Annotated in this window: 19 protein-coding genes; 10 read left to right on the forward strand and 9 right to left on the reverse strand. The window is 59.0% G+C overall.

Annotation, left to right across the window (positions count from 1 at the left end):
* Window positions 1-77 precede the first annotated feature (77 nt).
* Complete coding sequence (locus tag AC2FIP_RS12985; RefSeq protein WP_496786723.1) at window positions 78-1,277, reverse strand: cytochrome-c peroxidase; 1,200 nt, start codon at window positions 1,275-1,277, stop codon at window positions 78-80.
* A gap of 84 nt (window positions 1,278-1,361) precedes the next feature.
* Here AC2FIP_RS12985 and AC2FIP_RS12990 point away from each other — a divergent pair, with 84 nt between their 5' ends.
* Window positions 1,362-1,832 carry a tetratricopeptide repeat protein gene (locus AC2FIP_RS12990; protein ID WP_496697700.1) on the forward strand — a complete coding sequence of 157 codons (471 nt, stop codon included), beginning with the start codon at window positions 1,362-1,364 and terminating at the stop codon, window positions 1,830-1,832.
* 30 nt (window positions 1,833-1,862) lie between these two features.
* On the opposite strand, the gene AC2FIP_RS12995 is transcribed toward AC2FIP_RS12990, so the two are convergent.
* The 6 genes from AC2FIP_RS12995 to AC2FIP_RS13020 are packed head-to-tail and all read right to left on the reverse strand — an operon-like array spanning window position 1,863 to window position 7,439.
* The gene (locus AC2FIP_RS12995) at window positions 1,863-2,924 is read right to left on the reverse strand and encodes a TRAP transporter substrate-binding protein (protein WP_496786725.1); all 1,062 of its coding nucleotides are present in this window, start codon (window positions 2,922-2,924) and stop codon (window positions 1,863-1,865) included.
* A gap of 24 nt (window positions 2,925-2,948) precedes the next feature.
* On the reverse strand, window positions 2,949-4,238 hold the full coding sequence (locus tag AC2FIP_RS13000) for a TRAP transporter large permease (RefSeq protein WP_142637247.1): 1,290 nt from the start codon (window positions 4,236-4,238) through the stop codon (window positions 2,949-2,951).
* Window positions 4,239-4,826 carry a TRAP transporter small permease gene (locus AC2FIP_RS13005; RefSeq protein ID WP_496689969.1) on the reverse strand — a complete coding sequence of 196 codons (588 nt, stop codon included), beginning with the start codon at window positions 4,824-4,826 and terminating at the stop codon, window positions 4,239-4,241.
* A gap of 53 nt (window positions 4,827-4,879) precedes the next feature.
* The gene (locus AC2FIP_RS13010) at window positions 4,880-5,395 is read right to left on the reverse strand and encodes a flavin reductase family protein (protein ID WP_282022006.1); all 516 of its coding nucleotides are present in this window, start codon (window positions 5,393-5,395) and stop codon (window positions 4,880-4,882) included.
* Window positions 5,395-6,285 carry an aldo/keto reductase gene (locus tag AC2FIP_RS13015; protein ID WP_496786726.1) on the reverse strand — a complete coding sequence of 297 codons (891 nt, stop codon included), beginning with the start codon at window positions 6,283-6,285 and terminating at the stop codon, window positions 5,395-5,397. The genes AC2FIP_RS13010 and AC2FIP_RS13015 overlap by 1 nt, the downstream gene beginning before the upstream one ends.
* Entirely contained in the window at window positions 6,285-7,439 is a 1,155-nt protein-coding gene (locus tag AC2FIP_RS13020; RefSeq protein ID WP_496786727.1) for an LLM class flavin-dependent oxidoreductase, read from the reverse strand. Before AC2FIP_RS13020 ends, AC2FIP_RS13015 begins: the two co-directional genes overlap by 1 nt.
* Before the next feature lie 107 nt (window positions 7,440-7,546).
* Here AC2FIP_RS13020 and AC2FIP_RS13025 point away from each other — a divergent pair, with 107 nt between their 5' ends.
* From AC2FIP_RS13025 to AC2FIP_RS13045, 5 genes are all read left to right on the forward strand, one after another.
* Entirely contained in the window at window positions 7,547-8,257 is a 711-nt protein-coding gene (locus AC2FIP_RS13025; protein WP_496786728.1) for a GntR family transcriptional regulator, read from the forward strand.
* 12 nt (window positions 8,258-8,269) lie between these two features.
* A complete protein-coding gene (locus tag AC2FIP_RS13030) occupies window positions 8,270-9,367 on the forward strand; it encodes a Gfo/Idh/MocA family protein (RefSeq protein ID WP_496786730.1) in 1,098 nt (365 codons plus the stop codon).
* Window positions 9,368-9,551: 184 nt separating this feature from the next.
* Entirely contained in the window at window positions 9,552-10,733 is a 1,182-nt protein-coding gene (locus AC2FIP_RS13035) for a phosphoserine transaminase (RefSeq protein ID WP_496786731.1), read from the forward strand.
* A 65-nt stretch (window positions 10,734-10,798) separates the two neighbouring features.
* Window positions 10,799-12,394 carry a phosphoglycerate dehydrogenase gene (gene serA, locus AC2FIP_RS13040; RefSeq protein WP_496697508.1) on the forward strand — a complete coding sequence of 532 codons (1,596 nt, stop codon included), beginning with the start codon at window positions 10,799-10,801 and terminating at the stop codon, window positions 12,392-12,394.
* A gap of 118 nt (window positions 12,395-12,512) precedes the next feature.
* Window positions 12,513-13,250: a metallophosphoesterase family protein gene (locus AC2FIP_RS13045; protein WP_282021998.1), complete on the forward strand. Its 738-nt coding sequence runs from the start codon at window positions 12,513-12,515 to the stop codon at window positions 13,248-13,250.
* Here the strand turns inward: AC2FIP_RS13045 and AC2FIP_RS13050 are convergent.
* Window positions 13,237-14,754 (reverse strand): malonate--CoA ligase, encoded by a 1,518-nt coding sequence (locus tag AC2FIP_RS13050; protein WP_496677863.1) that lies wholly within the window; start codon window positions 14,752-14,754, stop codon window positions 13,237-13,239. The genes AC2FIP_RS13045 and AC2FIP_RS13050 overlap by 14 nt on opposite strands.
* Window positions 14,755-14,941: 187 nt before the next feature.
* On the opposite strand from AC2FIP_RS13050, the gene serB reads away from it, so the two are divergent.
* From serB to AC2FIP_RS13070, 4 genes are read left to right on the forward strand one after another with little or no spacing between them, the layout of a single operon-like run.
* Window positions 14,942-15,820 (forward strand): phosphoserine phosphatase SerB, encoded by an 879-nt coding sequence (serB, locus tag AC2FIP_RS13055; protein ID WP_496786733.1) that lies wholly within the window; start codon window positions 14,942-14,944, stop codon window positions 15,818-15,820.
* A 45-nt stretch (window positions 15,821-15,865) separates the two neighbouring features.
* Window positions 15,866-16,195 (forward strand): ArsR/SmtB family transcription factor, encoded by a 330-nt coding sequence (locus AC2FIP_RS13060; RefSeq protein ID WP_496786736.1) that lies wholly within the window; start codon window positions 15,866-15,868, stop codon window positions 16,193-16,195.
* On the forward strand, window positions 16,183-16,611 hold the full coding sequence (locus AC2FIP_RS13065; RefSeq protein WP_496786739.1) for an SRPBCC family protein: 429 nt from the start codon (window positions 16,183-16,185) through the stop codon (window positions 16,609-16,611). The genes AC2FIP_RS13060 and AC2FIP_RS13065 overlap by 13 nt, the downstream gene beginning before the upstream one ends.
* 22 nt (window positions 16,612-16,633) lie before the next feature.
* A complete protein-coding gene (locus AC2FIP_RS13070) occupies window positions 16,634-16,954 on the forward strand; it encodes a YciI family protein (protein WP_496677859.1) in 321 nt (106 codons plus the stop codon).
* A gap of 5 nt (window positions 16,955-16,959) precedes the next feature.
* Here AC2FIP_RS13070 and AC2FIP_RS13075 read toward each other — a convergent pair whose 3' ends face one another.
* A complete protein-coding gene (locus AC2FIP_RS13075) occupies window positions 16,960-17,958 on the reverse strand; it encodes an asparaginase (protein WP_496786741.1) in 999 nt (332 codons plus the stop codon).
* Between the last annotated feature and the right edge of the window lie 26 nt (window positions 17,959-17,984).

The raw sequence follows: 17,984 nt of genomic DNA on the forward strand, positions 1-17,984 counted from the left end.
CAATGTCCGAATACGAAGACGCAGCTGAGTAAACAGACGACAACCAGATCAGCCCCCGCACTGGCCAGGGGCTGATCTTATGGGATGAAATTGCCAGGAACCCCAAATGGCGGCGTCTTGATGCTGGTCCCGGTCAGACCATGCAGAAATTCCACAAGACTGGCGATTTCTGCATCTGTCAGGTCAATCTCTGGGATGTCGATCCGGCTGCGTTGGCGCGCCATTTCGAACTGATCGTCCCATACCGCGAAATCAATCTGTTCCAGCCACGGAATTTCGGGCAGGGCGGCCATGTCACGGGTCCAACGCGACAGGCTGCGTTCAGGGTTGAGGTGATGGCGGATCACGCTGTCGAGATCGGGAAAGGCCCCGTTATGGCCGTATGGTGCGGTTAGAGCGACATTGCGCAGCATCGGCGTTCGAAAGCGGTAGGCATCCTCAAGCCGATCACTTTCGCCCATGCGGCCAACATCGCGGACATTGGGATCCCATTGCCGGGTGCGACCCGGGCCAAAGGGCGGCAAGGCCAGCGCGTGGAACTTCTGATCCGACATTAGGGGCCCGGCGTGGCAGGTGGAGCATTGCGCCTTGCCATAGAAAAGGGTCATCCCAGCCTTCTGAACCGGTGACAGCGCATCGGTGTTCCCTGCCAGATAATGATCAAAGGGGCTGTCGATACTGCGCCATTCGATAGCCATGAAGGCGGCCAGAGCATTGGCGATCTGGGTGATGGTTATGTCTTCGGATGTCTTGACTTCAGGAAAGGCTACGATCATGGCCGGACCGTAGGCGGGGTCGGTGCGCACACGCTTGGCAAGAATCGGCCAGCCCTTGTCTATCCGGTCATGTACCGCGCCGGTCACTTCGTTTTCAGCCACATTTCCTGCCATCTCAAACTGGGATGTCATTGGAAACAGCGCCTGCGCGGCCAGCAGAGAATTCAATCCCGCGGGCAACCATTCCTGCGCCGGAGAGTTGAAGCCGTTGCCATAGACATCCGAGATACTCAGTCGTCCGTCATGGAAAACAGTATGGATGTCCTTCGCCCCGAGGTTCCAAAGGCCGGGCGAATTTCGGGGAATACGCTTGCGGATTTTGTCGGACCCAGTGCCCGGCGTGCGATCGGGGCCTAACCCCTGACCGCCTTCGCCGATGCCCAGTGACAGCCCATCGGATGTGCCGAAATCCGGGTGGTGGCAATGGGCACAGGCGATGTTTTGATTGCCCGACAGGATCGGATCGTAAAACAGTTGATGACCAATGGCGGCCTGTTCCATATCAAAGGACAGGAAATCATCATCGGTCAGCGGGCGTGGCAGCTCTTGCGCTGCGGCCGCACCGGCGAAAAGGAAAGCAATCCCATGCGCCAGTTTGTATTTGCCCTTTGCCTGTTTGCGGCCCCGGCGCTGGCCGAGCTGGAACAGGCGCGCGATCTGATGGAAGCCGGGGAGTTTCAGGCTGCGCGCGAGGAACTGATGCCCGCCGCACGGTCGGGCAATGCCGAGGCTGAAGAGCTGATCGGGGTAATGTACGGGCTGGGTCTGGGGGTTGAGCAGGATTACGAGCGCGCGTTTGAGTGGTATCTGCGCGCCTCGATGAAGGGGCATCCGGGGGCACAATCGGGGATCGGCTGGTATTATGAGTTGGGTCTGGGAATGCCCGCGCCCGATCTGGTGCGGGCGTATATGTGGTACACGCTCAGCGCTATTGGTGGCGATCCCGATGCGGCAATCAGCCTTGAGGAAGTAGTCAAGAAAATGTCGCCGGAGCAGATCGAAAAAGCGCATGTTCTGGTCAACGACTACAAGGGGTGGATGTACCCGTTTCGGTAAGGGCCGGGCTCGAAAGCCCGGCACCATGGCTTAGTTCAGGTCCGCATCGCGGGATGCGTTCACATCCGCCTCAGCTGCGGCAACAGCCTCGGTCAGGGCGGTGAACACTTCGTCCCCGCGCGCCACGTTGGACTGGAACCAGGCATAAACCGGGGTCGCGGCCTCTTTGAACGCGGCTTTCTGATCGGGTGTCGGCACATAGAGGTCGCCGCCACCGGCGACGAAATCCTCATAGGCCTGGATCGACTTGCGCTTGGGCGACGCGAACGTGGCCTGCTGCAGCGCATAGAACCCGTCGACCACCACGCGGCGCATGTCTTCGGGCATCTCCTGGAACTTGGCGTTATTCATCCACCACAGAGCGCCCATATAGGCATGGCCGTCCAGGGTGACATATTGCAGGCCTGCATCGGGGAATTTCATGCCCATGATGTCGGTGATGCCGTTCTTGGACCCTTCAACCACACCGGTTTGAAAGCTGGTGAACAGTTCCGGCCACGGGATCGGGGTGGGCGATGCACCCAAGGCTTTAACCAGCTCTTGTGGCAGGTCAGCGACCACGGTGCGGATTTTCAACCCTTCCATATCAGCTGGTTCAGCCACGCGACGCTGGGTGTTGGCAAAGTTGCGCCAGCCACCAGTGTTGCCGATGGTCATCAGACGGATCGCGCCGCCGGAATCCTCAAGTGCCATGTCGCGCATGGTGCGGGTGAAATCGCCAGATAAAACATGCTCGGCAATCCGGTCATCCGCCATAAGGTAGGGTAGGTCGAGGACCTGAACATAGGGAAAGATGCCTGACGCCCCGCCCGAGGTCGAGATATAGATGTCGATGGTTCCATCGGCCACACCCTGCAGGCATTCCGCGCCGTTCGAACACAGCTGCGTACCGATGAACAGCTCGACCTCGATCGCGCCGTTCGAAGCGGCTTCGACATAGTTCTTGAAAACGATTAGACCGTCATAATCCTCGTCATTTTCGTTCGAGTTGGCCGTGGCGCGCAGCGTGTAATCCGCTGCCGTGGCCGCGATGGCTGATGCGGCGACCAGCGACGTGGCCACCGCTGCGGTTTTGATAAAGGTTCTGAGCATGCGTTTCCTCCCTGTGGAACTCAGTTAGTTGGCAAATCCCGTTATCCTCGGGATCGTCATGGATAATGCGGGGATGTAGGTGATCAGAAAGATCACGATGATTTCAACGGCCAGAAACGGCAGGATCGCCTTGGCAATGGTTTCAACCTTTTCGCGCGACACGGCGGCGGCCACGAACAGCACCAGCCCCATGGGGGGTGTGGCCAGACCAACGGTCAAGTTGACGCTCATGATGATGGCAAAGTGGATCGGGTCGACGCCGAGGCTGGTAAAGATCGGTCCCAGGATCGGCCCAAGAATGATGATCGCAGGCCCGGCATCCAAAAACATGCCGACAACGAACAAGAGCAGGTTGATCAGAAACAGCAGGATCAGCGGGTTTTCCGACAGGCTGAGGATCAGCGAGGCCAGCTGTTCTGGCGCATGGCTGAGGCTGACCACGGTTTTGAACGCCATGGCCGCCCCCACCAGCAGCAGAACGACGGCGGAGGTTAGGCCGGCATTGCTGAGGATCTCGGGCACTTCTTTGAGCGTCAGGGTGCGCAGGATGAAAAAGCCGATCAGAAAGGCATAGCCGACGGCCACCGCTGCGGCTTCGGTAGGTGTAAAGATACCGCCCAGAATACCACCCAGAATGATCACCGGAGTCAGCAGTGGAAAGAACGCCTTGAGGCTGGCCTGACCCCGTTCACCCCATGTGTATTTGCGGCTGGCAACGGGAAAATCATACTTGTCGGCCATGAATTTGATCATCAGCATCAGGCCAACGCCAACCATTACGCCCGGCACGATCCCAGCCAGAAACAGCGCCGCAACGCTTTCGCCCATCACATACGCGTAGATGATCATGATGCCCGAAGGGGGAATGATCGGACCGATCACCGAACTGGCCGCAGTGATCGCCGCAGCGAATTTGCGGGTATAGCCCTGCTTCTCCATCGCTGGGATCAGCATTGAACCCAGCGCTGATGTATCCGCCACGGCAGAGCCTGAAAGTCCCGCAAACAGGATCGAGCTGAGCACGTTCACATGCGCCAACCCGCCGCGAAAATGGCCCATCAAGGCTTGGCTGAATTCCACCAGACGGATGGTTATCCCGCCGCGGTTCATTAGCTCTCCGGCCAGCATGAAGAAAGGGATTGCCATCAGGGGAAAGCTGTCCATGCCGTTATAAACATTGCGGTACAGCAGGGTGATGTCATTGGATTGGCCATTCAGCCACAGCAGGATACCCGGGGCGGCCAAAAGGGCGAAAAAGACCGGCAGGCCGATCATCAGAAAGACAAGGAAAGTGGGCAGGAACCAAATCAACATCTATTCAGCCCCCACCGGTGCGTCGGCAATTTCAGGCAGCAGGTCTGCGCCCCCCAATAGCGAGACAATCGCGCGCAGGATCAGCTCGACATTTACTACGATCAGAAGGGCCACCCCTACCAGCAGCGAGGCCATCATCCAGCTGCGCGGGACGCGGTACCATTCGTCAAAGCCAAATGAGGTGGGAATATACAAGGCGGCGGTTGCGAATTTGCCCCCGAACCCGGTCACTTCGGACCAGCCGATCTTAACCGCCACCAGCAGCACCGCCAGTGACACGAACAGCAGCGCGAGCATCAGTATCTGTCCCAATACGCGCGGAAGCATCAGGGGCACCATGTCGATGGCCACGAACCCGCCGCGGCGAAATGCGGTCGGGGCCATCAGACCCGTCATCCAGAGCATGCAGAACCGGGCGGCCTCATCCGGCCAGGGCAGTGCGTTGCCCAGCACATATCGGAAGAATACCTGAATCAGGATTGCGGTCACCATGAATGCAATCGCAACGACGCCAACCGCGCGGCCCAATCGCAGCACGGTTTCGTTCACGAATGCAATCGGCGCCAGCATCGTTGCCAGTCCGCCCATGCGTTTCCTCCCTATGTCAGCCGCGGGTTTGTCCCGCAGTCGTCAGAGCGCGCTTAGGACTGCGCGAATTGGCCGAGTTTTCCGGCATAGAAGGTCAGCGCGTCTCCATCGCTTATGCTGGCCTTCAGGACTTTGCCCACCACGATCACATGATCGCCTGCGTCGTGATAAGCGTGTTGTTCACATTCAAACCGTGCCAGACAATCCGGCAGCAGAGGGGTGCCATTCGAGCAATGCCCATGGGCGATGTCCTTCAGGGCAAAGGCGTCTTTCGAGCAGCCAAAGCATAGCTCGGCCTGTTCAGACGACAGCACATGAACGCTGAAATGGCGTGCTTTGTGGAAATACGGGAAGCGGCGCGAGTTGCGATCGCCAGCCCACATGATCAGCGGCGGATCCAGCGACAGGGACGAAAAGCTGTTGGCCGTGATGCAGACCGGGCCGTCCGTGCTGTTGCAGGTGACGATGGTCACGCCGGTGGCAAAGCGGCCAAAGGCGTCGCGCAGGGTGCGGGTGTCATCCTTATGCGGGATGAACGTATGGTTCATGTCCTTTGACATTGCATTCATCATGGTACCTCATGGCCCAGTGCCGCCTCATAAAGGCGGTACCAGCTCTCGCGATCCAGATTGACTTTCAAAGCGTCTGATATCTGTTTGATCCGGCCCAGATTGTTGGTGCCCATCACCGGCAGGATGCCTGCGGGGTGGGCCAGCAAAAAGCCCACGGCCACGGCTGCCCGGTCCACTCCGAACTCTGCAGCGATCTCATCAGCGACCACACCGACCGGAGGGTTCCCGGCCATCAGCAGTCCGCCGCCCAACGGCGACCACGCCATCACCGGCTGCCCATGCTGTTGATGAAACGCCAGGTCGCCATTGGTGAAGGGGCGGATTTCGCCCAACGAGATCTCGATCTGGTTGGTGACCAGTTGGGTCTTCATCGCTGATTGCAGCAGGGTCCAGTCCCACGGGCGGAAATTCGATACGCCAACCGCGCCCACCTTGCCGCTGGCCACGACCTCGTCCAGCGCTGCGCCAGTCTCATGGTGGTCCATGAAGGGATCAGGGCGGTGGATCAGTAGCAGGTCGACATGGTCGATTGCCATTTCGGACAGCGAGGTTTCAACCGATTTCAGGATATGCGCGCGCGATGTGTCATAATATTTGACCATGGCGTCTGCGTATCGGCCCATCGGCGCAACGATGTCGCATTTGGTGACGATCTCCATCCGCGCGCGCAGCGCCGGGTTGGCGCGCAGGGCGTTGCCCAAAACCGCCTCGGCTGCGTAACCGCCATAGATATCGGCCTGATCGAATGTGGTGATGCCCTGATCCAGGCAGGCTTGTATCTTGGCTTCGACATGATCCGCCGAGGTGTCACTGTCATCACCCAAGCGCCACATGCCATATACCAGACGGCTTAGTTCCAGCGTGTCTGAAAGCTTTACACGTTGCATTAGCGGCGAACTCCGTTGCCCAGCGGGGTGGCCGGGGTGGTTTTGGGCACGCGTCCGTATTCCTCGGGCAGCGAGCAGGTTTTCAGGTTGGGCATCACGCGGGCACCGAAATGGCGGGCCTCGTCCAGATGTGGATAGCCCGAGAAGATGAAGGCGCGGATGCCCATCTTTTGATAGTCTTCAATCTTGGTCATGACTTGATCGGTGGAGCCCACAAGCGCTGCGCCGCAGCCAGACCGCGCCCGGCCCACGCCTGTCCAGAGACCAGGTTCGACATAGCCGTATTCATCCGCCAGATCGCGGTTTTTGGCCTGATGCGCCACACCCAGCGAGGTGGAATCCAGCGCCCGTTCGCGGATGGCGCGACCGTATTCGTCGTCCAGCTTGGATACGATGTAATCCGCGTATTCTTGCGCTTCGGCCTCGGTGTCGCGAACGATCATGTGAACGCGCAAGCCGTAATCCAGTGTCCGGTTGTAATTCTCGGCTACCGCATGAACCGCCTGCATCCGCCCGGCCAGTTGATCCTTGGTTTCTGGCCACATCAGGTAGACATCGCAATGCTCTCCGCACAGTTCGAGCGCAGATGGGGAATAGCCGCCGAAATACAACAGTGGTCCGCCGGTCTGATAGGGTTTGGCTGGGTCGGTGGTCAGGCCCGAGAAATTATAGACCTCGCCCGCATGGTTGATCTTATCCCGCGTCCAAGCCTGTTTCAGGATTTCGACGACTTCGCGCGAGCGTTGATAACGGAACGCGCTGTCTGCCTTTTCACCAGGGAAATCGGACGAGATGATGTTGACTGTCAAGCGCCCCTGCAACATGTGATCCAGCGTCGCGATGGTGCGGGCCAGCATGATGGGCTGCATTTCACCGCAACGCACCGCGGCCAGCAGGTTGATCTTGTCGGTGATCGGTGCGCATCCAGCAACAAAGCTAAGTGTGTCCTGACCGACCTGATAGGATGACGGGCACAGGATGTTGCGAAACCCCTGTGCCTCGGCCTCTTTCACGATGGCGGAACAGTGGTCCCAGCTGGACCGCAGATCGCCATCGGGCATCCCCAGAAACTGATAGTCATCCGAACACAGAGCCGAAAACCACGAGACCTCGGCCGCGTTCAGATCGGGGGAGGTGATTGGGACGATCGTCATCTGAGTCGGTCTCCGCAATGGATTTGCTTTTTCTCTTGCGTAGCAATCACATTGATGTAGATCAATAGTGTATCAATTTTTCCTGTGACCAATCGAAGCGCCCCGACGTGCCCCCCTCAAGCCGAAACCCCAATGCCCTGCCGATATATGTTCAGATTGCAGAACTGCTGATCCGCGATATTGCGGCCGGCCGTCTGATTGACGGTGAGCGCCTGCCGCCGGAACGGGACATGGCGGCGGACCTGAATGTCTCGGTCGGAACCCTGCGAAAATCGCTGTCCGAGCTTGAGAAAAAAGGGATGTTGGAACGCATTCAGGGCTCGGGCAATTACATCCGTGAGACCGGAACGCAAAACAGCGTCTATGCGATGTTTCGGCTTGAGCTGCCCGAAGGGGGCGGTTTGCCAAGCGCGGATATCCTGTCGGTCGATCATCTGGAAAAGCCTGCCAATCTACCCGGATTCGGAGCCGCGGCCATGGGGTCGCGCGTGCGCCGGATGCGCTATTTGAATGACACAATCATCGCGGTCGAAGAGATATGGCTCGACGAATCAGTGGGTTTGATCGACGGCGACCTGCTGTCGGACTCGTTGTATCGCTATTATCAGCAGCAGTTGGGGTTCTGGATCACGCGGGCCGAAGACAGGGTTTCAATCGCGGTGCTGCCCGATTGGACACCGACGGGCTTCACCAAGCCCGTTGGGCAGACGGTCGGGTATATCGAGCGGTTCAGCTGGTCAGAACAGGCCGAACCCGTCGAATTCTCTAAAACTTGGTTCGATCCGGATCGGGCCACCTATGTTCAACGCTTGAAGTAAAAGGAAACGCGCATGACCCGGACCATCAATTACGGGCTGATCGGATGCGGCATGATGGGGCAGGAGCACCTGCACAATATCGCTCTGCTGGATGGCACGCGCGTGGTGGCGATCTATGAGCCCGACCCGCAGATGGCCCGCGCCGCGCAAGAGATTGCACCGGAGGCCGAGATGGTAGGATCAGTAGCGGATCTTTTGGCGATCGAGGATCTGGATTGCCTGGTTATCGCCAGCCCGAACCACCTACACGTAGATCAAATCTGCGACATCGCGGCGATGCGCCCACTGCCCCTGTTGGTGGAAAAGCCGCTTTTTACCGATCCGCAGGATGCAGCGCGGCTGGAAACGGTGCAGCGTGACTATCCCCATCCAATCTGGGTGGCGATGGAATATCGCTATATGCCTCCGATTGCCGCTTTGATCAAAGGGCTCCAATCCACCGGCGGGGTGCAGATGCTGACGATCCGGGAACATCGATTTCCCTTTCTGGAAAAGGTCGGCAACTGGAACCGGTTCAACCGCAATACCGGCGGCACATTTGTCGAGAAATGCTGCCATTTCTTCGACCTGATGCGGCTGATCCTTGGGTCCGATCCGGTGCGGATCACCGCCAGCGGTGGGCAGGCGGTAAACCATCTGGACGAAAGCTATGATGGGGAAATGCCGGATATTCTGGATCACGGTTATGTTCTGGTTGATTTCGCCAACGGCACGCGGGCGATGCTGGAACTGTGCATGTTCGCCGAAGGATCGCGGTACCAAGAGGAAATCTCGGCCACAGGACCGCAGGCCAAGATCGAGGCGCTGGTGCCGGGGCCGGGGCGCTTTTGGCCCGATCATCTGGGTGACCCGCCGGTGCCGCAGGTCATTGTCAGCCCGCGTAATCCAAAAGGGCCGGTGTCACAAGACATCCCCGTTGACCCGCGCTTGCTGGCCGCCGGGGATCACAATGGCTCGACCTATTACCAGCATCAGGGGTTCCTTGCGCTTGTTCGAGGCGAGCGCGCAGCGCCGGATGTGACGCTGCAGGATGGTCTGTGGGCCGTTCGTATGGGGTTGGCGGCGCAACAGTCGCTGGCAACCGGAGAGGCCGTTCGACTGAACGGCTAAGCCACGGCCACCGGTGACGGAATTGCGCCTATCGGAAACCTGCTCCCCGGATTCGCACGTAAACCCGTGTCGTTTTTGATTTCTGATGGGTCTTTTTCGCTTGTTGATGCTGCGTCTGCACCCTAGCTCTGTCCGTGGGACACCCCTCCCCAACGAGGGGCGTGTATCTGGAAGGGTAATACACATGACTATCGAACAACCGGCATCGAATGACGCCGTGCGCAAACCTGAAACGCGGCCGGCAAATCCGCGCTTTTCCTCGGGGCCCTGCGCCAAACCCCCCACATTTGACCTGACCAAACTGGCTGACGCAGCACTTGGCCGTTCGCATCGCGCTGCTGTTGGCAAGGACAAGCTGAAAGCGGCCATCGAAGGTACGCGTGAAGTGCTGGGCATTCCAGCAGATTACAAGATCGGCATCGTTCCCGCGTCTGACACCGGCGCGGTTGAGATGGCGCTGTGGTCGCTGTTGGGTGAACGCAAGGTCGAGATGCTGGCCTGGGAAAGCTTTGGCGCGGGATGGATCACGGATGTGGTCAAGCAGCTAAAAATCGACGCCGAAGTGAAAACAGCCGATTATGGGCAGATCATCGATCTGGCCTCGGTCGACTTCTTCCATGACGTGGTCTTTACATGGAACGGCACGACTTCGGGCGTGCGGGTGCCAAACGGTGACTGGATTGCGGGTGACCGTCAGGGTTTGACGATCTGCGATGCGACTTCGGCGGCCTTCGCGATGGACCTGCCGTGGGACAAGTTGGATGTGACCACGTTTAGCTGGCAGAAAGTTCTGGGCGGAGAGGCGGCGCATGGGATGCTGATCCTTTCCCCGCGCGCTGTGGAGCGGCTGGAAAGCTATACCCCCGCATGGCCATTGCCCAAGATTTTCCGCCTGACCAAGGGCGGTAAGCTGATCGATGGTATCTTTTCTGGCGCCACGATCAACACCCCGTCGATGCTGGCGGTTGAGGACTATCTGTTCGCATTGGACTGGGCGCGCTCGGTTGGTGGTCTGCAGGGATTGATTGGCCGGGCCGATGCGAATGCCGGTGCGGTGCATGCGTTCTGCGAGCAGAATGACTGGATCGCCAACCTGGCTGACGACCCGGCGACGCGGTCGAATACGTCTGTCTGTCTGAAATTCACCGATGCGCGCATCCGGGACGGCGCAGCCTTTGCCAAGGCCGTTGCAAAGCGGTTGGAGGCCGAGAATATCGCGTTGGATATCGGGGCTTATCGCGACGCACCTGCGGGTCTGCGTATCTGGTGCGGCGGCACGGTCGAAACTTCGGATATCGAAGCGATGTTGCCCTGGCTAGCCTGGGCCTTCGAGGCTGAGCTCGCAGCACAAACTGAAGCCGCCTGATCTTTCCCAATCTTCACCGGGCCGCCTCAGGCCCGGACATCTCATTACATTCAAGGACCACAGACATGGCTCCCAAAGTACTCGTTTCTGACAAACTCAGTGAAACCGCTGTTCAGATTTTCCGCGACCGCGGCATCGACGTGGATTTCATGCCCGATCTGGGCAAGGACAAAGATAAACTGGCCGAAGTGATTGGCCAATATGACGGCCTTGCCATTCGCTCGGCCACCAAGGTCACGCCGACCTTGCTGGAACATGCGGACAAGCTGAAAGTCATAGGTCGCGCCGGCATCGGCACCGACAATGTCGACAAGGATGCCGCCAGCAAGAAGGGCGTCATCGTGATGAACACGCCCTTTGGCAACATGATCACCACAGCCGAGCACGCGATTGCGATGATGTTCGCCGTGGCGCGGCAAATCCCCGAGGCCAGCACTTCGACCCATGCAGGCAAATGGGAAAAGTCTAAGTTCATGGGGATCGAGCTGACCAACAAGACCTTGGGCGTCATTGGTGCGGGCAATATCGGCGGGATCGTCTGCGAACGCGCCCTGGGCCTGAAAATGAAGGTTGTCGCCTATGATCCCTATCTGGGCGAAGAGAAAGCCGCCAAGATGGGTGTTGAAAAGGTTGAACTGGATGAGCTGCTGTCGCGTGCCGATTTTATCACCTTGCATGTGCCGCTGACCGATCAGACTCGCAACATCCTCAGCCGCGAAAATCTGGCCAAGACCAAGCCCGGCGTGCGCATCGTCAACTGTGCCCGTGGTGGTCTGGTCGACGAAGAGGCGCTGGCCGAGATGTTGCAATCCGGCCATGTCGCCGGGGCCGCCTTTGACGTATTCAGCGAGGAACCTGCCAAGGAAAACGCGCTGTTCAACCTGCCCAACGTCGTCTGCACGCCGCATCTGGGGGCCGCAACGACCGAGGCGCAGGAAAACGTGGCGCTGCAGGTGGCTGAGCAGATCTCGAACTACCTGCTGACCGGCGCGGTTGAGAACGCGCTGAACATGCCGTCCGTCACCGCCGAAGAGGCCAAGGTCATGGGCCCGTGGATCAAATTGGCCGGGCATCTGGGCGGATTCATTGGTCAGATGACGGATGAGCCGATCAAAGCGATCAACATCCTGTATGATGGTGTTGCGTCAGAGATGAATCTTGCCGCTTTGAACTGCTCGGCTGTTGCCGGGATCATGAAGAAGTTCAATCCCGAGGTGAACATGGTGTCGGCTCCGGTTGTGGCCAAGGAACGTGGTATTCAGATTTCGACCACCAATCAGGACAAGTCTGGCGCCTTCGAGGGCTATATCAAGGTGACCGTCGTGACCGAGAAACGCGAGCGTTCGATCGGCGGAACCGTGTTCAGCGATGGCAAGCCGCGCTTCATTCAGATCAAAGGCATCAATATCGACGCCGAGGTGGGCGCGCACATGCTCTATACCACGAACGAAGATGTGCCGGGTATCATCGGTGCGTTAGGTCAGGCCATGGGTGAGCACAGCGTCAATATCGCGAACTTTACCCTCGGACGCGCCGAGGCAGGGGGGGAGGCGATCGCCTTGCTTTATGTTGATGAACCCGTACCAGCCGAGGCGCGGGCAAAGCTGGCCGAAACCGGCCTGTTCACGCAAATCAAACCGCTGGAGTTCGACGTTGCCTGAGGTGGTGTTGAATATCTGAGACACTTCATACCCGCGTCTTCCAAGGCGTGGGTATTTTCTTTTCCCGGCCGCCAAGACGCGTCACAAGCAGGGTGTTCCTGTTGATTTAGGGTTTTCCATGTCCTCGCCAATTTATGCAATCGGTGACATCCACGGCCAGCTCGGCATGCTGCAGGTTGCGCTGTCGCGGATCGAGGCAGATGGCGGGCCAGATGCAAAGATTGTGTTTCTGGGTGACTATGTCGACCGAGGCCCGAACAGCCGCGCCGTGCTGGACCTGCTGATCGAAGGCCAAAAGGCGGGGCGCAACTGGGTCATGGTCAAGGGCAACCACGACCGTATGATGGCTCGCTTCGTGCAAGAGCGCGAAATTGCAGATAAGCAACTACCCGTCACGCTGAGCTGGCTGAACCCACGGCTGGGTGGTCGGGAAACGCTGGCCTCCTACGGGGTGGAAGTCACGGACAATGACCGCATCTATCAGGTCCATGAACGGGCCTGTGCCGCCGTACCGCCAGCACATCTGGATTTCATCAACGCTTTGCCAGTTTACCATCAAGAGGATGAGCTGCTGTTCGTCCACGCTGGCATCAGGCCCGGTCTTCCACTGTCGCAGCAATCCGAAGATGACCTGGTTTGGATACGGCAGGAATTTTTGGTTGAATCTGGCCCGCACCCCTGGCTGATCGTGCATGGTCACACCCCTGTGGATGCGGCGGAACATTGCGGCAATCGGATCAATTTGGATGCGGGCGCGGGCTATGGTCATCCGTTGGCCACTGCCGTGTTCGAGGGCCGTGATTGCTGGTTGCTGACCGCACAGGGGCGCGCGCCGCTGAGACCTAGTCTTCGGTAAACAGGTCTTTGTAAGCTTCGCGTAGCGCGTTTTTTTGCACTTTGCCCATCGTATTGCGCGGCAATTCGTTCAGCACTATCAGCTTGCGGGGATGTTTGAATCGCGCCAGTTGGGTCTGTGCGCTTGCCATGATGGCCTCGAGGTCGGGCGACTTGTTTGGTTCGGCTACCAACAGGCCTAACACGGTTTCGCCGAAATCCGGATGGGGCACGCCGATAACTGCGCTTTCCAGAACACCGAGCTGGTCGTCCAGCACCAGTTCGACCTCTTTGGGATAGATGTTGTACCCGCCCGAGATGATCAGGTCCTTGCCGCGTCCGACGATATGGACATAGCCGTCCGCGTCCACACGTCCAAGGTCGCCGGTGATAAAGAACCCGTCCTCGCGCAACTCTGCTGCGGTCTTCTCGGGCATTTCCCAATAGCCCTGAAAGACGTTGGGGCCACGCACCTCGATCATGCCGATTTCGCCCTGTGGCAAGGTTTCACCCGTCTCAGAGTCGGTCACTTTGAGCTCAACGCCCGGCAAGGGGAACCCCACGGATCCGGCGCGGCGTTCACCGTCATAGGGGTTCGAGGTGTTCATGTTGGTCTCGGTCATACCGTAGCGTTCAAGAATGCGGTGCCCGGTGCGGGCCTCAAACTGCTGATGCGTTTCGGCCAGCATTGGGGCCGAGCCCGAGATGAACAGCCGCATATGACGTGCCAGATCGCCGGTGAACCGGTCGTCATCCAACAGACGGGTGTAGAAGGTCGGAACCCCCATCATCGCGGTTGCATCAGGCAAATGCCGCAGTACCTCATCCAGATCGAATTTCGGCAGAAAGATCATCGACCCGCCCGAAGCCAGTACCACGTTGGTTGCCACGAACAGCCCATGAGTGTGAAAGATTGGCAGAGCATGCAGCAACACGTCATCGTCGGTAAACCGCCATTCCCGTACCAATGTTTCGGCATTCGACAGCAGATTGGCCTGTGACAGCATCGCGCCCTTGGATCGGCCGGTCGTGCCGGACGTGTACAGGAAGGCGGCCAGATCATCCTCGGTGCGGTTGACCGGCTCGAAAGCAGGCAGCATACCCAGAGCACGCCGCATCAGGCTGCCGGATCCATCAGCGTTTAGCGTTTCAAGCCGCGCCTTCTGGGCGGCGGCGACGGGTGCCAGACCAGCCTTATTCACATCATCGCAGACCACCAGCGCAGCGCCGCTGTTTTCGATGAAATAGCTCAGTTCGCTGACCGTATAGGCAGTGTTGAGTGGCAGAAAAACCAGACCGGTCTGCACACAAGCAGCAAACAGCGCAAGCGCTTCGGGCGACTTTTCCACCTGAACCGCAACGCGTTGTCCGGGTTCGAGCTCAAAGCCGATTAGGGTATTGGCCAACCGAGATGCCATGTCCAAGAAATCAGAATGGGTCAGCACCTGACCGTTGGGCAGATGCAGGAAAGGCGTCTCTTTGCCCGCGTGAATGCTAAACAAGCGATCGTAAAGCGGGTTGCCCATTTACCGAGTTCCTTTCTGTCCAGTCCTGGCGAATCTGTCTTGGAATGGCGTGCTGGTAAAGCCCTGAATGGCGCAATCGGTCGCCGTTCTGTCCGCATGATGTGCCAGAGGTTGCTGCGGACAAACTGTCTTCTGGCGATCGGGGGCTATCTGCGTTAATCGCAGGTGAATTCGCCGGAGATAGACTATGTATGTTGCCACCCTGTTGACCAATCCCGAAACGCGCGCGCTGGATTTGGCGCTGGTCGAGTCGCTGCGGAATGCCTGGGGCGGGGCCGAGATCATCTGGCTCAGCCCGGATGAGGCGGCAGAGTTCGCGGTGCAGGACCTTCCGGGCAACCAGTGGGATGTCTGGGGTGATTTGCAGAAGCTTGGTGTTGACCTGATCGTGCAGCCCGCCGAGGGGCGGTGCAAAAAGATGCTGTTGGCGGATATGGACAGCACCATGATCCAGCAGGAATGCATCGACGAATTGGCGGATGAGGCTGGTGTCGGCGACCGCGTCAAGGACATCACAGCCCGCGCAATGAATGGCGAATTGGATTTCGAAGGCGCGCTGACCGAACGGGTCGGGTTGCTGAAAGGGTTGGATGAGGCGGTGATCGGCAAGGTGCTGGCCGAACGCATCACCTTGATGCCCGGCGGCAAGGAGCTGGTCGCGACGATGCGCGCCAATGGCGGCTATGCGGCGCTGGTCTCGGGCGGGTTCACGGCGTTTACTGCCAAGGTGGGCAGTGAATTGGGGTTTGACGAAAACCGTGCCAACACTCTGCTGGCCGAAAACGGCAAGCTGACCGGCGATGTGCAGCGACCGATTCTGGGACGACAGGCCAAAGTCGACGCGCTGGAACAGATTACCAAGCGTCTGGGCCTGTCCGAAAACGATGTGATCGCTGTGGGTGACGGGGCAAATGATCTGGGTATGTTGGGCCGGGCCGGAACCGGGGTTGCGCTGCATGCAAAGCCTTCGGTCGCGGAACAATGCGAAATGCGCGTCAACCATGGCGATTTGACCGCGCTTTTGTATCTGCAGGGCTATGCGCGGCAGGAATTTTCCCAAGCCTGAAAGCCGGGGCTTCCCTTTATTTAACAAAAATGTTAAACAGTGGTCATGAGTACGCTTCTGACCACATTCTCCGCCTTGTCCGACGCCACGCGGTTTTCCATCGTTGAACAGTTGATGCAGGACGGAGAGCAGCCCGTAGGCGATCTGATCGAAGGGCGCGGTATGTCAGGTGCTGCGGTCTCGCGTCACCTGAAGGTTTTGCGTGAGGCCGGGCTGGTTCGGCAACGGGTGCAGGGCACCCAGCGGATGTATTCGATCCGCCCCGAAGGTCTGTACGCGATCGCGGAGTGGACCATTTCGAAACGACAATTCTGGGAAAGCAGTCTGGATCGTCTGGGCGATGCTATTGAAAGGGATACCTCATGGCCGATCTAAAGCTGGAGCGCACGTTCCCGATACCGCCAGAGGATCTGTTTGCGTGGATCAGTGTCGCAGAACGGCTGTTGCAATGGTGGGGCCCCGAAGGGGTGCATGTGCCCGAACATACTCTCGATTTTTCGCGCGTTGGTCCGTGGTATTCGGTCATGCAGAATGGCGAGGGCCAGCGGTTCAAGGTCTCGGGCCATGTGACCCATGTCGATCGGCCCAATTCGGTTGGCTTCACCTGGGGCTGGCATGACGATCAGGATCAGCGCGGGGCCGAAAGCCATGTAACGCTGCGGATCGAAGCCGCAGGCAGCGGCGCTCGGCTGGTGGTCGATCACCGCGACCTGGGCGATGACGAGATTGCCGCAAACCACGAGAAAGGCTGGACCTCGACGCTGAACAAGCTGGCCGGTCTGGTGCAATAAGTTTTCATCTGGGAGGAAAGAAATGCCACAGTTTCTGTTTGTCTATCACGGCGGGACCACGCCATCGGACCCGGCCGAAGTCGAAGCAACCATGGCCGCCTGGGGCGCGTGGTTTCAGAATATGGGCCCGGCGCTGGAAATACCCGGCAACCCGGTGGGCCAGTCCTATACCGTCAGCTCGGGCGGTGTGGTCGACAATGGCGGTGCCAACCCGGTATCCGGCTTTACCGTGATCAAGGCCGACAGCATCGACGCCGCCAACGAGATGGCCAAGGGGTGCCCCATGGTCGTGAACGGGTCAGGCTCGGTCGAGGTGGCCGAGATTCACGAGATTGAGATGTAGCCGCCCTAGCCGGGGAATCCCGGCGCGGGTCGGATCACGCCACATTCCAGCCCGCGACGGCTGTATTGCGTGGCGTTCATAAAGGTGCGGGTGGCCGGGTGATCGGCCTCCAGTACGCCGAGGCTGACCAGAATGGCAGCAATGGCGCATTCGCTGGCACGGGTGGCGCCATCGGTGATCTTCAGCGCGACGCCCATGCGTTTTTCAGGGATGATGGCGATGAATACGGCCTCGGCCCCGGTCTTGATCGCGGCGCGCCCGTTCATGGCGCGCATCAGCTCGGTACAGGCGCGCGTCTCTCCGGCCACCAGCTCGGGATGTTTGATCATCGCCGCGGTCAGGTGTTGTGCTGCATCGCTGGCCCGGTCCGACCGGTCCGCCGCTGAGGCAAACCACGCCATCGACCGTGCCATCCCCACCAGCGAGGTGGCAAAGTTCGGGGCGGAACAGCCATCGATGCCATAGCCGGAGCTGGTTTCGCCGGTGGTTTCTTCCAGCGCGGACAAACAGGCCTGTTGAACCGGGTGGTCGATTTCAAGATATTCCGGCCCGGCGCCCATATGCTGTGCTACCGTCAAAAACCCGCAATGTTTGCCCGAGCAGTTGTTATGGATCTGACAGGGCGTGTCGTCGGCAAGTATCAGCCCGTCGCGCGCCGCCATATCCTGAGGCTCTTGCGGCCCACAGCGCAAATCGGGTTCAGCCAGGCCCAGATGGTCCAGCCAGGACGTTACCCTGTCTGTGTGAATATGCGCGCCGTTATGCGAGGCACAGGCCAATGCCAGATGCTCGCTGTTCAGCCCGTATTTCGCGGCCGCCCCCGATGTAATCAACGGCAGAGCCTGTATCATCTTGGCCGAAGACCGAGGGTAGATTATCGCCTCCGGGTCGCCCCAGCTGCGCACGATCTGACCCGTGTCATCACAGATAACCGCATGTCCCAGATGCAGGCTTTCCAGTAAAGGCCCCCGCCATAGTTCGGTCATTGCTACAGGCTGCGTCATCGGGACCCTCCTAAACATGCGCAAAA

This window comes from Ruegeria sp. CDSB114, from assembly GCF_059611025.1.